This window comes from Pseudomonas sp. NFX224, from assembly GCF_048565165.1.
Lineage (GTDB): Bacteria > Pseudomonadota > Gammaproteobacteria > Pseudomonadales > Pseudomonadaceae > Aquipseudomonas.
Window position 1 is genome coordinate 6097211 of the sequence record NZ_CP183416.1, and the last position, 15558, is coordinate 6112768.

General features: G+C 59.9%; 16 protein-coding genes. 9 read left to right on the forward strand and 7 right to left on the reverse strand.

Translation table 11 applies throughout. The annotated features are described in order from the left end of the window. Window positions 1-13: 13 nt before the first annotated feature. From ACNYC6_RS27945 to ACNYC6_RS27965, 5 genes are all read left to right on the forward strand, one after another. Complete coding sequence (locus tag ACNYC6_RS27945; RefSeq protein WP_419710125.1) at window positions 14-1360, forward strand: MFS transporter; 1347 nt, start codon at window positions 14-16, stop codon at window positions 1358-1360. Beyond that, window positions 1360-2100: an SDR family NAD(P)-dependent oxidoreductase gene (locus ACNYC6_RS27950; protein WP_419710126.1), complete on the forward strand. Its 741-nt coding sequence runs from the start codon at window positions 1360-1362 to the stop codon at window positions 2098-2100. Before ACNYC6_RS27945 ends, ACNYC6_RS27950 begins: the two co-directional genes overlap by 1 nt. Then, window positions 2097-2897, forward strand: coding sequence for a sugar phosphate isomerase/epimerase family protein (locus ACNYC6_RS27955; protein ID WP_419710127.1), 801 nt, complete (start codon window positions 2097-2099; stop codon window positions 2895-2897). The genes ACNYC6_RS27950 and ACNYC6_RS27955 overlap by 4 nt, the downstream gene beginning before the upstream one ends. 237 nt (window positions 2898-3134) lie before the next feature. After that, complete coding sequence (locus ACNYC6_RS27960) at window positions 3135-4073, forward strand: hypothetical protein (RefSeq protein ID WP_419710128.1); 939 nt, start codon at window positions 3135-3137, stop codon at window positions 4071-4073. 140 nt (window positions 4074-4213) lie between these two features. Continuing rightward, window positions 4214-5653, forward strand: coding sequence for an IS1182 family transposase (locus tag ACNYC6_RS27965; protein ID WP_419710129.1), 1440 nt, complete (start codon window positions 4214-4216; stop codon window positions 5651-5653). A gap of 214 nt (window positions 5654-5867) precedes the next feature. On the opposite strand, the gene dapF is transcribed toward ACNYC6_RS27965, so the two are convergent. Further along, a complete protein-coding gene (gene dapF / locus ACNYC6_RS27970; RefSeq protein WP_419710130.1) occupies window positions 5868-6683 on the reverse strand; it encodes a diaminopimelate epimerase in 816 nt (271 codons plus the stop codon). 61 nt (window positions 6684-6744) lie between these two features. On the opposite strand from dapF, the gene ACNYC6_RS27975 reads away from it, so the two are divergent. Next, a complete protein-coding gene (locus ACNYC6_RS27975) occupies window positions 6745-7107 on the forward strand; it encodes a DUF6124 family protein (RefSeq protein ID WP_419710131.1) in 363 nt (120 codons plus the stop codon). A gap of 119 nt (window positions 7108-7226) precedes the next feature. Here ACNYC6_RS27975 and katG read toward each other — a convergent pair whose 3' ends face one another. Beyond that, the gene (gene katG / locus ACNYC6_RS27980; RefSeq protein ID WP_419710132.1) at window positions 7227-9482 is read right to left on the reverse strand and encodes a catalase/peroxidase HPI; all 2256 of its coding nucleotides are present in this window, start codon (window positions 9480-9482) and stop codon (window positions 7227-7229) included. A gap of 389 nt (window positions 9483-9871) precedes the next feature. On the opposite strand from katG, the gene ACNYC6_RS27985 reads away from it, so the two are divergent. Then, window positions 9872-10999: a diguanylate cyclase gene (locus tag ACNYC6_RS27985; RefSeq protein ID WP_419710133.1), complete on the forward strand. Its 1128-nt coding sequence runs from the start codon at window positions 9872-9874 to the stop codon at window positions 10997-10999. Here the strand turns inward: ACNYC6_RS27985 and ACNYC6_RS27990 are convergent. Beyond that, window positions 10978-11157, reverse strand: coding sequence for a hypothetical protein (locus ACNYC6_RS27990; RefSeq protein ID WP_419710134.1), 180 nt, complete (start codon window positions 11155-11157; stop codon window positions 10978-10980). The genes ACNYC6_RS27985 and ACNYC6_RS27990 overlap by 22 nt on opposite strands. Between ACNYC6_RS27990 and ACNYC6_RS27995 the strand changes: the two genes are divergently transcribed. Together ACNYC6_RS27995 and ACNYC6_RS28000 are read left to right on the forward strand one after the other, a co-directional pair. Continuing rightward, entirely contained in the window at window positions 11156-11560 is a 405-nt protein-coding gene (locus tag ACNYC6_RS27995; protein ID WP_419710135.1) for an antitoxin Xre-like helix-turn-helix domain-containing protein, read from the forward strand. The two genes, ACNYC6_RS27990 and ACNYC6_RS27995, sit on opposite strands and share 2 nt — an antisense overlap. Then, window positions 11554-12246: an RES family NAD+ phosphorylase gene (locus ACNYC6_RS28000; RefSeq protein WP_419710136.1), complete on the forward strand. Its 693-nt coding sequence runs from the start codon at window positions 11554-11556 to the stop codon at window positions 12244-12246. Before ACNYC6_RS27995 ends, ACNYC6_RS28000 begins: the two co-directional genes overlap by 7 nt. Before the next feature lie 2 nt (window positions 12247-12248). On the opposite strand, the gene phnE is transcribed toward ACNYC6_RS28000, so the two are convergent. Genes phnE through ACNYC6_RS28020 form a run of 4 tightly spaced genes read right to left on the reverse strand, consistent with a single transcriptional unit; the run spans window position 12249 to window position 15479 of the window. Further along, window positions 12249-13016 (reverse strand): phosphonate ABC transporter, permease protein PhnE, encoded by a 768-nt coding sequence (gene phnE / locus ACNYC6_RS28005; RefSeq protein WP_419710137.1) that lies wholly within the window; start codon window positions 13014-13016, stop codon window positions 12249-12251. Next, complete coding sequence (locus ACNYC6_RS28010) at window positions 13013-13840, reverse strand: PhnE/PtxC family ABC transporter permease (RefSeq protein ID WP_419710138.1); 828 nt, start codon at window positions 13838-13840, stop codon at window positions 13013-13015. The genes phnE and ACNYC6_RS28010 overlap by 4 nt, the downstream gene beginning before the upstream one ends. Then, entirely contained in the window at window positions 13834-14631 is a 798-nt protein-coding gene (locus ACNYC6_RS28015; protein WP_419710139.1) for a phosphonate ABC transporter ATP-binding protein, read from the reverse strand. The genes ACNYC6_RS28010 and ACNYC6_RS28015 overlap by 7 nt, the downstream gene beginning before the upstream one ends. Continuing rightward, window positions 14628-15479: a putative selenate ABC transporter substrate-binding protein gene (locus tag ACNYC6_RS28020; protein ID WP_419710140.1), complete on the reverse strand. Its 852-nt coding sequence runs from the start codon at window positions 15477-15479 to the stop codon at window positions 14628-14630. Before ACNYC6_RS28020 ends, ACNYC6_RS28015 begins: the two co-directional genes overlap by 4 nt. Between the last annotated feature and the right edge of the window lie 79 nt (window positions 15480-15558).

Consider the following 15558-nt stretch of genomic DNA (forward strand, 5'->3'; position numbering starts at 1 on the left):
AAGGACCAAAACCATGACGACCGAGAATAGATTCGCAGCGTCAACGCTCGCCTGTCCGGCAGCGCAAACCGCCAGGACTCGCACCCGTTTCATGATCCTCGCGCTGATTTCCGGCGGGACCATGATTAACTACCTGGACCGCAGCGTCATGGGCATCGCCGCCCCCAGCATCAGCGCCGACCTGGGCCTGAACGCCGTGATGATGGGGCTGATCTTCTCCGCCTTTTCCTGGACCTACGCCGCCGCGCAGATTCCCGGTGGCATCCTGATCGACCGCTTGGGCACCAAGTTCACCTACTGGCTGGCGCTGACGTTGTGGTCGCTGTTCACCGGCCTGCAGGGTCTGGCTCAGGGCTTCCTGTCGTTACTGGGTTTCCGATTGCTGGTGGGGGCTACTGAGGCACCGTGCTTTCCCACCAACAGTCGGGTGGTCGCGACCTGGTTCCCGCAAAGCGAGCGCGCCCGGGCGACCGGCATTTACACCTTCGCCGAATACGTCGGCCTGGCGTTTCTCACGCCGCTGTTGTTCTGGGTCTTGCATGAGCATGGCTGGCGCGTGCTGCTGATGGCGGTGGGTATTCTCGGTGTGCTGTATGGCCTGGTGTGGTGGCGCAAATACCATGAGCCCCATGAGTCGACCACGGCCAATCAGGCTGAACTGGATTACATCGCCGAAGGTGGCGGGGTGATCGACGGCGGCCAGAAAGCCACGCGGTTCTCCTGGTCGCAGATTCCGGCACTGCTTAAACATCGCAACATGCTGGGCATTTGCCTGGGCCAGTTCGCCTGCAACTCCACCAACGTGTTCTTCCTGACCTGGTTCCCCACCTATCTGGTCACCGAGCGGCACATGCCGTGGCTCAAGGTCGGCTGGGTAGCGGTGCTGCCGTTCATTGCGGCGTCCCTCGGCACCCTCGCTGGCGGTTGGTTGTCGGACGCCTTGCTGCGCCGCGGTTACTCGCTGAACGTCGCGCGCAAGTTGCCGGTGATTGCGGGTCTGCTGACCGCTTCGGTGATCGTGCTGGCCAACTACGTGGAATCCGATGCCCTGGTGATCGGCATTCTGTGCGTCGCCTACTTCGCCCAGGGCATGTCGGCGCTGGCCTGGATGATCGTCTCCGACATCGCCCCCAAAGGCCTGTTGGGCCTGAGCGGCGGCGTATTCAATCTGTTCGCCAACGCCGCCGGTATCGTCACCCCTCTGACCATCGGCGTGATCGTCACCAGCACGGGCTCGTTCGTCTGGGCCCTGGCGTTCGTGTCCTCGATCACTGTGCTGGGGGCGCTGTGTTACCTGTTCATGGTGCGCGATCTGCAACGCCTGCCTGACATCCAAACCGTTCAACAAGGAGCTAACTGATGAATCAATACCTGGAAGGCCAGACGGCCATCGTTACCGGCGGCATGCGTGGCATTGGCCTGGGGATTGCCCGGCGCTTGCACAGCGCGGGTGCGCAGATCGTCATCTGGGACCTGGCGGTGGACGGCTGGGACAGCGTCGCCAACGGCTTTGAACCGGTGATGCGCCAGGCCGTCAACGTTGCTTCGCTGGAGTCGGTGCAAGCTGCTTTCAGTGAGGTGGTCGCGCAACAGGGGCGGGTCGATATCCTGGTCAACAACGCCGGCATCAACGGCCCGGTGGCGCCGTCCTGGGAGTACCCGGTCGCGGCCTGGGATCAAGTCATCGCAGTCGACCTGACGGCAGTGTTTTACTGCTGCCGCACGGCGATCCCGCACATGCGTGAACGCGGCTACGGGCGCATCGTCAACGTCGCCTCGATGGCCGGCAAGGATGGCGTGCAATACATCTCTGGTTATTCAGCCGCCAAGGCCGGCGTCATCGCCTTCACCAAGGCGGCGGCGAAGGAATTGGCCCAGGACGGCGTGCTGCTCAACTGCATTGCGCCGGCCATGGTGGAAACCGGGCTGATGGCGGAAATGACCCCCGAGCACATTGCCGCGAGCAAGGCCAAGATCCCCATGGGGCGTTTCCTGCAAATCGAGGAAATCGCCAACATGGTGACCTGGATCGCCGGGCCCGAGTGCAGTTTCACCACAGGCTTCGTGTTCGACCTCAGTGGCGGGAGGGCCACCTATTGAGAGGCCTGGGTGTCGCGCACCTCACCGCGCTGGAATTGGCGCCCGAGGTGTTGGCGCGTGAGGCGGCGAGGGCGGGTTTCAGCTCGGTCGGTCTGCGCCTGCACCCGGCCATGGCGGGTGGCATTGCCTACCCGCTGACGCCGGGCAGCCAGGCGCTGCAGCAGTTGAAGCGCACACTGGACGGCGAGGGCGTGACGGTCAACGAGATCGAATTTGTCGAGCTCAAACCGGACGTAGACATCGCCGGGTTCGCCTCGTTGCTGGAGGCGGGCGCACAACTGGGCGCGCGTTGCATCACGGTGTCGGGGGACGATCCGCAGCCGTCGCGGCTGGCGAATAACTTCGCCGCCCTGTGCGAATTGGCCGCCGGTCATGGTCTGCGCGTGGACCTGGAATTCATGCGCTGGCGTCATATCGGCAACCTGCAACAGGCCGTCGCGTTGATCGCGGCGGCAGGGCAGGCCAACGGTGGCGTGCTGCTCGACGCCTTGCACCTGTTCCGCTCCGGTGGCGATGCGGCTGCGTTGGCACAGGTGGACCCGCGTTATATCCATGGCGTGCAATGGTGCGATGCGCCGGCGCTGGCACCCACGGGGGAGGGGATCATCCGTGAAGCCCGCGAGGGTCGCCTGCTGCCCGGCCAAGGGCAGTTGCCCCTGGCCGGGTTGCTCAACGTCCTGCCACCCGAATTGCACTTGAGCGTGGAAGTTCCGTGCCCTGCCACCTGCGCACCAGAGCGGTTGGCTCAAGCGTTCACAATCACCCGGGCCTGGTTGGCCAGCCACGAGTCGCCGTGAGTGCGCATGTTCTGCAGTCGCTAAATGGTGTCTACCAAACCAGGGGCGATTCAGATGCCTCTGCCAAACGTAAAGATTTCAATCTCTGACGCGTACTTTTCTGATGTGCAAACCATGGCCGACTTTTTCAACGGAGTCGGCCAATAGCGCTCCTGGCAGAAAATCCTCAGATGACTACTATCTATTCACTCTATGCATACTCCAGTCCACTGGAAGCGCATTGACTGGGGGCTGCCTATGTTCAAATCGAGTCACGCATTGCAAATACTCAGCTTCTTGATGGCTGTGGGTGCCGAGGCTGCCGAGATCTCACGCTTGCGCGATGTCGATCTGGAAGAGCGCGCCAATGGCATGCTGGCCTTGATGTCCTACGCCATGACACCCGACCTCACCTCCAGCTCGTTGAGTATCAGCGATAACAGCGCCGGCAATCCCAGCCTCACCATGACTCAGGCGGGCGGCGGCTCCACGCTTGGCAAGGAATTTCCTCTGTACCTGGAGGGCGCGGTCGCCTACAGCCGTTATGATCCGCGCTTCGTTGCGACTGATGGCGAGCAAACCCAAACGATCCCGGTGAAATGGAACTCCATTTCCGCCACCGGTGGTGTCGGCTGGGACTTTGCGCTGACCGACGAACTCGCCCTGCGCCCGATCTTCAATTTCGCGGCAGGCTACTTGACCAGTGACATCAATGCCGCACGCCTGTTCATCAACCGCCGCTTCAATAAAGACATCAGGTTTCTCGACAACGGACACATGACGGCCGTAGGTCTGGGCGGTGCGTTGATGCTCGATCTGGAGCGCGTCAGACCCGATTACGAACTCGATGTCGAGTTGCGTTACAGCTATATGAACTTGCAGAACGTCGGTGGCAAAAACGATATCGACGGGCAGGCAATCGCCGACTCCGTAAACCTCTACACCCGCTGGCGTGCGCCGACTGGTTTGATGGCATTGCACCGTCCGCTGCGATATGTGTTGGAGGGTTCCCACTCGGAATACTTGGGTGATCAGCGTGGTGTCCTGGGGTTTGATCGACTTTCGACCGTGGGAATAGGCCTTGAGCTGGACTCCAGTGCCTACGATGTGTTTATAACCCGCACGCGCCTGGTGGTTCGCCATGTGATGGGTGACCACGTTTCCGGAATTTCAGTGGGGTTGGCTTGTAGCTTCTAAAAAGGGGAATATTTTTTCTGATGGTCAGCTATGGGTTGATTTGAGACCTTCGCGAGGGTTAGAAAACGGCCCAGAGTGTGTAAAAACGCCCGGACAAACCCTTGCTATGATTTCTGAGAGTTTCATCGCAAGGGAACCCCATGAAACGGTTTATCCAGGGTGAACACCAAGGTCAAAGTACCTTACATCCCGAAAGCCTGGACGACTATGTCAGCGATACCAATCCGGTACGCGTGGTTGACGTTTTCGTCGATGAACTCAACCTGGCCAAGCTGGGTTTTGATGGTGTCATTCCAGCCGAAACCGGCAGACCTGCATACCACCCTGCGATCCTGCTGAAGACCTATATCTACGGTTACCTCAACCGCATTCAATCGAGCCGACGCCTTGAGCGAGAAGCCCAGCGCAACGTCGAGCTGATGTGGTTAACCGGGCGTTTGATGCCCGACTTCAAAACCATCGCCAACTTCCGAAAAGGCAACAGCAAAGGCATTCGTGGGGGCTGCCGCCAATTCGTTGTGCTGTGCCAGCAGTTGGGGCTTTTCGAGGAAAACCTGATCGCCATCGACGGCAGTAAATTCAAGGCAGTGAACAATCGTGACCGCAACTTCACCAGCGCCAAACTGAAACGGCGAATGGAAGAAATTGAGTCGAGCATCAACCGTTACCTGATTGCGCTTGATGCACTTGATGCGGCTGATCGGAAGGTTCCAACTGCCTCCGTGCTAGATGCCACGCGTCTGGAAGAGAAAATCGCGAAACTTAAAACTCAAATGAAAGAGCTTCTGGTGATCGAGGTTCAGCTCAACGAGTCGCCTGACAAACAGGTCTCACTGACCGATCCTGACGCCCGTTCGATGAAGACACGCGGCAACGGAATCGTCGGCTACAACATGCAAAAAGCGGTCGATACCCAGCACCATTTGATCGTGGCTCACGAGGTCACCAACGCTGGTTCTGACCGAGACCAACTCAGCTCGATGGCGAAGCAGGCTCGGGAAGCGATGGCCTCAGAAACGCTATCGGTACTGGCTGATCGAGGCTACTTCAAGGGCGAGGAAATCCTTGCCTGTCATGACGCAAACATCACCGCCTATGTACCAAAGCCAATGACCTCCAGTGCCAAGGCGCAAGGACGATTCAATAAAGATGCCTTCGTTTATGACCCGACGAAAAACGAATATGTCTACCCGGCGGGAGAAGCGCTGATCTGGCGCTTCTCAAGCGTTGAAAAAGGCATGAATATGCACTGTTGCTGGAGTTCACGTTGCCAGAGTTGCGCGCTAAAACCCCAGTGCACACCGAGTACGGAGCGGCGAGTCCGTCGCTGGGAACACGAGGCCGTGCTGGAGGAAATGCAACGTCGAATGAACCATGCACCTGACATGATGCGAGTTCGAAAAAGGACTGTTGAGCATCCCTTCAGGACGCTCAAACAATGGATGGGCTCGACGCACTTCCTGACTCGTAAATTGGTCGGAGTCAGCGCGGAGATGAGCCTCAACGTGCTCGCCTACAATATGAAACGAGTCATGAAAATCATCGGTACAGAAGGCTTATTGAAAGCGATGGCGACGTAAAAGCCCCAGCATTTGCTGCTCCAAGAGGTGTTAAAGCGCTTAATAAACGCTTTGCAGCGCTACCGGTGCTAATCATGGAAAATGTTTAGGTAATCGCTTCGCCCAAGAGCGCTGGGCTTTGGCGTCCCTGATACGAAAGTGTTTTTACACACTCTGGGCCCAAATCGGACGGTGGCGACAGGCAAAAGTTGGCCAATAGCGACCTACCTGAAAATCAAGCTTTCAATAGAGTGTCCGTGATTACGCCTGAAAAAGTTGTCTCTACCGGCCCGGTAAGAAAGACTGGTCCCACGCCATCCCATTGAACTGTTACAGCACCGCCGTCACATTCAACTTCAACGCAATTATCTAACAAGCCACGACGAATTCCGTTGACTGCAGCGCCACAAGAACAGGAGCCTGAACCCAACGGAATACCACCCCCGCGCTCCCAGATACGCAACCGGATGTGCTTACGGTCAATGATCTGGACGAAATGCACATTCGTCCTGAGGGGAAACAAGGGGTTGGTTTCAATTGTCGGTCCAATCGTCGCTATCTCAACGGCTGTCAGGTCATCCAAGAAATAAGTGCAGTGCGGATTTCCCATGCTGCAAGCTGTTGGGGTATCGGCAAGTGGCAACACTGTCGTATCCATTTCAAGAGCCAGAGGAATATCCGACCAGTTGAAAAGCGGCTTTCCCATATTGACGGAAATGGCGCCGGTTGAAGTACGTTCGCAAGTCAGTAGACCGCGGTTGGTTCGCAGTGCTATTGACGTCATGTTGGATTCGCGCATCAGCATATCCGCGGCCCCCCGCGTTGCGCTGCCGCAAGCGTCCAGCGCTGAGCCATCTGCATTCCAGAACATCAAACGCGCATCTGCATCATCGCAATCGAGCACCACCGCGAGTTGATTGAAGCCGATTCCTCGGTTGCGATCTCCCAGTCTCCGAGCCAAATTGCTTGTGATTGGATTGGGTGCGTTTCGCGAGTCCACGATAACGAAATCATCGCCATTGGCGTGCATTTTATGAAAACTCAACGGCATAAATAGACCTGGCGGTGATACATGATGAATTGAGGTTTTAGAGCGATCTATCCCTATTCACATGACTTTAGCAAGCTGCGTGGAGGCACCTGAGGCGAATGTGTTTGTCGCGTTGCTCAAGGTCGACCACTACAGAGCGCACACGGTGGACGGCGCCCTCGATTTCCACTTCCCCTCAACCGCCGACATCAAAGCCACACCGCGCACAGTCAGCACTTTGTTTACGGTAGATCCCGAAGCCAAGAACGAAACCCTGATGGTGTATCTGGTCGAAACCCTGGCCTCGGTCGACGTGATGGTCCACCCGTTGGTCGACCATCTGGACGGTGGATCGCGCAATGCGCTGCTGGGGATTTCCAACAGCGTGATGCTGGCCGAGATCACCGCGAACCGGGTGCTGGATCAGATCGATCCGCCTGAGTAATGCGTTGGCCGTTTGATGCAGCCATCTATTCGGCGTGAGGCGACCCAATAACCTCATTGCAAAAAAAAACCACCCCGACACGTCCGATGCCGGGGTGGCCAACAGGCTCTCCCTCTATTTCACTTCAGGTCAAAACGGTCCAGGTTCATGACCTTGGTCCACGCCGCCACGAAGTCCTTCACCAACTTCTCCTGTCCGCCAGCGCTTGCATAGACTTCCGCCAGTGCCCGCAGCTGCGAGTTGGAGCCGAAGACCAGGTCGACGCGCGTCGCGGTCCACTTTTGCTGACCGGTCTTGCGATCGCGACCTGTGAATTCTTCATTGGCCTCGGACACGGGTTTCCATTCGACGCCCATGTCCAGCAGGTTGGTGAAGAAGTCGTTGGTCAACGCTTGCGGCCGACTGGTGAAGGCACCGTGGGCGGTTTTGCCGACGTTGGTGTTGAGCACGCGCATGCCGCCAATCAGCGCGGTCATCTCCGGTGCGGTGAGGGTCAGCAACTGCGCCTTGTCGATCAGCAACTTCTCCGCCGGGACGGTGTAGCGGCCCTTGAGGTAGTTGCGGAAACCATCGGCAATCGGTTCGAGGAAGCCGAAAGAGTCGACATCGGTCTGCTCCTGGCTCGCGTCCATCCGCCCTGGCGTGAAAGGCACCGTGACGGTTTGCCCGGCATTTTTGGCGGCCTGTTCAACACCGGCACAACCGGCCAGCACGATCAGGTCGGCCAGCGAGACTTTCTTGCCGCCGGCATTGAACTCCTTCTGAATACCTTCGAGCTTGGTCAATACGTTGCCCAGTTGCTCAGGCTGGTTGGCTTGCCAGGACTTCTGTGGGCTCAGGCGCAGACGACCGCCGTTGGCACCTCCGCGTTTGTCGGAACCACGGAACGTTGAAGCGGCCGCCCAGGCTGTCGAGACCAACTGCGAAACCGACAGGCCCGAGGCCAGCAATGTGCTCTTCAGCGCGGCGACATCATTGTCGTTGACCAGCGCATGATCGACCGCCGGGATCGGGTCTTGCCACAGCAACACTTCGCTGGGCATTTCCGGGCCGAGGTAGCGCGAGAGCGGGCCCATGTCGCGGTGGATCAGTTTGTACCAGGCACGGGCGAAGGCGTCAGCCAGTTGATCCGGGTTCTCCAGGAAGCGCCGCGAAATTGGCTCGTAGATCGGGTCGAAGCGCAGCGCCAGGTCGGTGGTCAGCATCGTCGGATCACGACGTTTCGACGGGTCGTGGGCATCCGGGATGATACCGGCGCCTGCACCGTTTTTTGGCTTCCATTGATGGGCGCCCGCCGGGCTCTTGGTCAGTTCCCACTCGAAACCGAACACGTTCTCCAGGAAGTTGTTGCTCCATTGGGTGGGTGTTGTGGTCCAGGTGACTTCCAGGCCGCTGGTGATGGTGTCGGCGCCTTTGCCGGTGCCGAATTTGTTCCGCCAGCCCAAGCCTTGCTCTTCCAGTCCGGCGGCTTCGGGCTCGGGTCCGACATTGTCGGCGGGGCCGGCACCGTGGGTCTTGCCGAAGGCGTGGCCACCGGCGATCAGAGCCACGGTTTCTTCGTCGTTCATGGCCATGCGGCCAAAGGTTTCGCGGATGTCCAGGCCGGCGGCGACCGGATCAGGGTTGGCTTCCGGACCTTCAGGGTTCACATAGATCAGGCCCATTTGCACGGCGGCCAGCGGGTTTTCCAGATTGCGGCCGGGCTCGACGCGGGTGTCTTCGTTTTCCCCAGGCTCGGCAACGAGTGGTCCTTCACCGGGTTTCTGCATGGGTTCATCGTTTTTGCCGTAGCGGGTGTCACCGGCCAGCCATTTGCTTTCCGAGCCCCAGTACACGTCCTCGTCCGGTTCCCAGACGTCTGGACGACCGCCGGAGTAGCCAAAAGTCTTGAAGCCCATGGATTCCAGCGCAACGTTACCGGTGAGCACGATCAGGTCGGCCCAGGAAATGTTGCGGCCGTATTTTTGCTTGATCGGCCACAACAGCCGCCGAGCCTTGTCGAGGCTGACGTTGTCCGGCCAACTGTTGAGCGGGGCAAAGCGTTGCTGGCCGGAACCGGCGCCACCACGACCGTCACCGGTGCGGTAGGTACCGGCGGCGTGCCAGGCCATGCGCACGAAGAGCGGGCCATAGTGGCCGAAGTCGGCGGGCCACCAGTCTTGGGAGTCGGTCATCAGTGCCGTCAGGTCGCGCTTGACCGCTGCAAAATCCAGGGCCTTGAACGCTTCGGCATAGTTGAAGCCCTCGTCCATGGGGTCGGACAGGGGCGAGTGCTGGTGCAGGATTTTCAGATTAAGCTGGTTTGGCCACCAGTCGCGGTTTGTTGTGCCACCACCGGCGGCCTGGTGGAACGGGCATTTCGATTCAGTTGCCATGTGTGAGCTACCTTTGGTCGAGTTCATTCAGCGGTTCGGCCCGGTGCGGGCTCGGGACAACGGTGAGTGAGATCCATGACACAGGCTGCGGGACCGGCATGTCGATCAATTGATCGGTGTGGTCGCGTGGGAATTCTCGAGAGTGGCAAGGGAATTGCCAACACAGGGACTCACGGTACGCCCTGTCAGTTTCTGACTCATTCTTATCTCCTCATCAGGTCTGAACCGGCCAGAAAGCGCCGGCGCTAGATAAGGCTAGACCCCTATTGGGAAGTCAGCTAATAGTCGGAGTATTAGTTGCTGATAGGCGCAATCTCTCAGCGGAACACGTGGCCATGAGCAATGTGCCACAATAGATCCATTCACCTCAGCATTATCAGGCGAACTCAATGGATGGCCCCGGATTTCGGCAAGAGCAGGAAAGCTTTATCGCCCAGCAGGTGCGCACCGACCGGTTGCATCAGTTGTTTCGGCAATCGGTCTCAGCGGTTCTTGGAAGTTTCCTGGCGTTGGTCATGCTGTGCTGGCTGTGCTGGGAGCGTTTTGACCATGGCGTCATTGCCTGGTGGGTCGGTCTGCTGACGGGCTCGACGTTGTTGCGCATCCTGATGTTCGTCGTCTATTTCCACAGCCCGGACGAGGCGCGCACACCGCAACGCTGGGAACGCCTCTATTTTGGAACGCTGGTGCTGTCCGCCGCCATCTGGGGGGGTGGCGCGCTGGCGGTCATGCCGGCCGACGATCTGCTGGCCCAGGCGCTGGTGATGCTGTTTACCGTGGGCATGTCCGTGAGCGCGGTGTCGTGCTATTCGGCCTATCGCTACATGACCGTGGTGTCCATCGCGCTTGTGTTGTTGCCATGTACCGTTTGGCTGTTGTTCCAGTCGTCGACCCTGCAAGTTGGCATGGCCATCGCCGTTCTGGTGTTCGCCTCATTCGTATGCAGCGCGACCCGCAAACTCTCCGATGCGCTGGAAACGGCCTTCCGCCTGACCCGTGAAATGGAACTGGCCCACAGCATTTCCACACGCGCCGCACAGACCGACGAGCTGACGGGCCTGAAGAATCGCCGGGCGTTTTTCGAGCAGGCCCAGCGCCTCTATAACCATTGCCAGAACTATCAGTTGCCGCTGTGTGCGGTGATGCTGGACATGGATCATTTCAAACACATCAACGACACCTATGGGCATCAGGTCGGCGACCAGGTGTTGCGTCAGATGGGCGTGGTCATCTGCCGGTCATTTCGTGAAACCGACGTGTACGGCCGACTGGGGGGCGAGGAATTTGCCGTGTTGTTGCCGGACACGTCCCTTGAAGCCGCACAAAACATCGCTGAAAAACTGGTCCACTCCATTTCCGGCCTGATGACCGGGCCTGTGCACTGCATTACCGCCAGTATCGGAGTGGCGTCCATGGAGTCCAGCGACAAGGACCTGCACAGCCTGATGAGCAATGCCGACAAGGCGCTGTACCGCGCCAAGGCCCGTGGGCGTAATCAGGTGGCGGTGTCTGAATAAGTCCTCAATGTAACGAGCGAAACGCCCGTGCGCAGTTGTTCGGTGAACCATTGCGTGTAGCCAGGAAAGGGGCCTGCGCCACTGGTCGTCGTCATCTTGATCTGCAGATTCATAATGTCTATGTTTGGCTCTATAGAATCAAGCAAGGTAATGGACATGTCACTCGCCCTCCAGGCGCAAACATTCACCAAGAACCAGTGTGTCACCGGCCTGCGCGCCGCTGTCGGCATTCTTGAGAAATGGTCGGCCTCCAGTGAACAGGCTTGTCGCATCCTGCGCATATCCCGCAGCACCTACACCCGCGCCCGCCAGCGCGATCCCGAGTGGGCCGTGGCGCTGGATGCGGACCAGATGCAGCGCATCAGCTTCGTACTGAACATCCACGCCACGTTGCGCCTGATCTTCGATAACCCGCAAAACGTCTACGGCTTCCCGTCGATGGCCAATGACAACGAGTTTTTCAATGGGCGAAGCCCGCTGGCGATCATGTCTCAGGGCGACATGATTGCCCTGTACGAGACGTTTCGGCGGATCGATGCGCTGCGGGGCGCACAATGGTGAAGGCCAAACAGCTGCCGGTGTTTGCCGATGAGCCGCTGCTGGCCTACCGCTTGGTCAATTCAAAGTTTCCGCCGATCGCGATGTTTGATGACGTGGCCGATGCGGACGAGTTCGAGGTCTTGTACGAGATTCAGGCGTTGACCAATCCGCGCTTGAAGAACGAAGTAGGGCACCTTGAACTGATCGCCCGCAGCGAGATCCCCTTCGGCATTCCCGGTTGCTCTTACGCGACCGCGCCATTTACCCACGTCAACCCGGCGGGCTCGCGCTTCAGCGATGGCAGTTTTGGCGTGTTGTACCTGGCCGACAGCCTGGAAACGGCGTTGGCCGAGGTGCAGCATCATCAAGCGCTGTATTGGTCGAAGGTGCACAACCTCAACTATGAGCGCTTTGTTTTCCGTGGGCTGTCCTGTTCTTTCGTGGACAAGGCGATGCAGGACGCGACGACCATTGCCATCACCGATCCGATCTACGACCCCGACGATTACGCCGATTCCCATCGCTTCGGCACGGCCATCAGAAAGGCGCGGTGCCCCGGTTTGCGCTACCACTCCGTGCGCCGGCAGGGCAGTCATTGCTGGGCATTGATGACCCCGAGGCCTGTCTTGTCGATTATTCAGACCGCCCATTACGAGATGATCTGGAACCGGCAGATCACCAGTGTCAACCAGATCAGCGAAGCCTGAGGTCAGGCCTTGACCCAGCGTTGACGGCTCCAGCTGCTCAGCGAATCGACGGCGAACACCAGCACCAGCATGGCCAGGATGACCGTACTGGCCTGGGCTTCCTGGAACAGGCTGAGGCTGACATACAGCATCTGCCCCAAGCCGCCGGCGCCGACGAAACCGAGCACGCTGGCCATGCGGATATTGTTTTCCCAGCGGTACAGAATGTAGGCCAGCAGTTGCGGCAACAGGTTGGGCAGGGTGCCGTAACAGAACGCCCACACCGCATTGCCACCTTGCAGGCGAATGGCTTCGGCAGGTTCTGGCGGGGTGTTTTCCAGTGCTTCGGCGAACAATCGACCCAGTACGCCAGTGGTGTGCAGGGCCAACGCCAGGGTGCCGGCATTCGGGCCGAGCCCGGCGGCCAGCACCATCAGCGCCGCCCACACCAGTTCCGGAATCGCGCGCAGGGCGTTGAGTATCAGGCGCGAGGCACTTTTGAAGGGCCAGCCGAATCGACCCGCCGCCGGCAGCGCCAGTATCAGACCGAACACCGCTGCGAGCAGGGTGCCCAAGGCAGACATGGCAATGGTCTCCACGGCACCATGGGCGATGGCCTGCAAATGGCCCGCGCTCAGGTCTGGGCTGAGAAAGCGCTGCGCATAAGCGCCCATCTGCTTCAGGTTATTGCTATCGCCCAGTGCGCCAAGGTCGATACCCAAGTAGCTGAAGGATGCGACCACCGCAGCACCGATGCACAGCAGCAGCGCCAGATTGATCAGGCGATTCATGCCAGCCTCCAGCGCAGCAGACGACTGAGTTGATCGGCGAACAGCACCAGCACCAGGAACGTCAGCAACAGACTGGCCACTTCGCCGCCGGCGAACATGCGCAGCGACAGATCCATTTGCTGGCCCAGGCCGCCCGCGCCGACAAACCCCATCACCACCGAAGCGCGGATCGCGCATTCCCAGCGATACACCGTGTACGACAGCAACTCGGCCGCGACATTGGGCAGGATCCCGTAGCAAAACGCCGCAAGCCGACCGCTGCCCGCTTGCAGCAGTGCGTGGGCCGGACGTTGGTCAACCGACTCGAAAATCTCTGCGTAGACCTTGCCGAGCATGCCGCTGTAGGTAATGGCAATCGCCAGCACCCCAGCCGTCGGACCGAGGCCGACGGCGCGCACGAACAGCAAGGCCCAGACAATTTCCGGCACGCTGCGCAGGAAGATCAATAAACCGCGCACCGGCCAGCGTAGCAGTCGGCCCCAGTAGCCGGGGCGGCCGGCACGGGACGCGGCAGACAGCGACAGCGCACGACTGGCCAGCAAACTGGCGGGCACTGCCAACAACAGCGCCAGGGTCATGCCGGCCGTGGCGATGGCCAGGGTCTGCAAGGTGGCTTGCCACAGCAGCGCAAGGAATTCTTCGCCATAGGCGGGCGGCCAGAAGGTCGCCACGAAGCGGCCGATTTCACTTTGGCTGTCGCTCGCCAGTAAAACGCCGAGGTCCAGTTCACTGAAGCGGATGCCTGGCCACAACAGGGCAATGGCCATCAGGCTTAGCAGCAGACGCGGGCGGGTGGCCGGGTCTCGGGAATCGCCTGTCAGCATCGGGGAATCTGCACAACCAAGGGCGGCGAAGGCACGGGTGGAGACTGCAATTGCTCGTTGGCGTAGAGCTTGTCGAGCAACTCGCGATCGACGTCCCCGGCCGGCAGGTCGAACAGGATCTGCCCGTCACGCAGGCCAATGATGCGCGGAAAATGCGCCAACGCCAGGTCCACCGCATGCAGGCTGGCCACCAGCGTGACGTTGTGTTCCCGGGCATGGCGGCACAGGACCGACAGCGTGTGCCCGGCCAGCACCGGGTCCATCGCCGACACCGGCTCATCGGCCAGCAACACCTCGGGTGCCTGATACAACACACGGGCCACGCCGACGCGTTGAAGCTGACCGCCGGACAATTGCTGGCATTGCGCGAACAATTTATCGCCCAGGTCCAGCCGGGCCAGCGCTGCCCGCGCACCGGGAATGTCCACCGGATGCAGCAGGTTCAGCAGGCTCCGGCCCAGGCTCCACTGGCCAAGCTTGCCGGCCAGCACCGCGGTGATCACCCGCTGGCGTGGCGGCAGCGGCGGCGACTGATGCACCAGGCCGATCCGTGCGCGCAGGCGCTGACGCTGGCGGGCAGACAGCTGCCAGGCTTTTTCGCCGAGCAATTGCAGGTCACCACTGCTAGGGCGCAGTGCGGTGACCAGCACATTGAGCAAACTCGACTTGCCCGCACCGGACGGGCCGATGATGGCGACCCGTTCGCCGGCAGCAATGTGCAGGTCAACCTCACGCAGCGCGTGCACGCCATTGGCGTGGGTGATGCTGACCCGGTTCAATTGCAATGTCATTTGAGCAGGTCGGCAGCGCGTGCGGCTTCCTCGATGCCCTTGTAGTTTTCAGGCTTGGTTTCGATGAAGCGGCTGGCGGCTTGCAGGTCCAGAATTTCCTTGTCCGCAGGCTTCGCCGGATCGAGTGCGAGGAAGGCTGCCTTGATCTTGCCGGCCAGCGCCGGGTCGAGCGTCCCGCGCACGGTCCAGTTGTAGTCGAAGTAGGCCGGGGTGGTGGCGAACACCTTGACCTTGTTGGTATCGACCTTACCGGCGGCGACCAGTTTTTCCCAGACGCTGGCATTCAACACCCCGGCATCGACCTTGCCGGCCTGGACCCAGGCGACGGTGGCGTCGTGGGCGCCGGAGTAACCGACGCGGCTGAAATAGGTTTCCGGCTTGATGCCATCCTTGAGCATGAAGTAGCGCGGCATCAGGCTGCCCGACGTGGAAGACACCGAGCCGAAGGCGAAGGTCTTGCCCTTGAGGTCGGTGAGGGATTTGACGTTCGGATCGGCGGTGATGAATTTGCTGGTGAACTGCGCGTCCTGCTCACGCTGCACCAGCGGAATCGCATTGCCGGTTTTCAGGCGTGCCTGCACGAAGGTGAAGCCGCCCAGCCAGGCCAGATCAATGCGGTCGGTGGCCAGTGCCTCGACCACGGCCGGGTAGTCGCTCACCGGTACGAACTCGACCTTCATGCCCAATTGCTGCTCGAGGTAGGCGCCCAGCGGCTTGAACTTGCGCAGCAGTTCGGTCGGCGCTTCATCGGGAATGGCGCTGACTTTCAGGGTGTCGGCGGCCTGTGCGAGCAAGGTGCAGGCAGACAGGGTCAAGCCGATGGCGAGTGCCAGGGTACGCTTGAGCATGGAAGTTCTCCGTTTCGTTTGCGCAAGAGGGTCGATGCGCGCGTTCGAGCTGATTGCCGCCCGGCGCACTGTGAGGGTA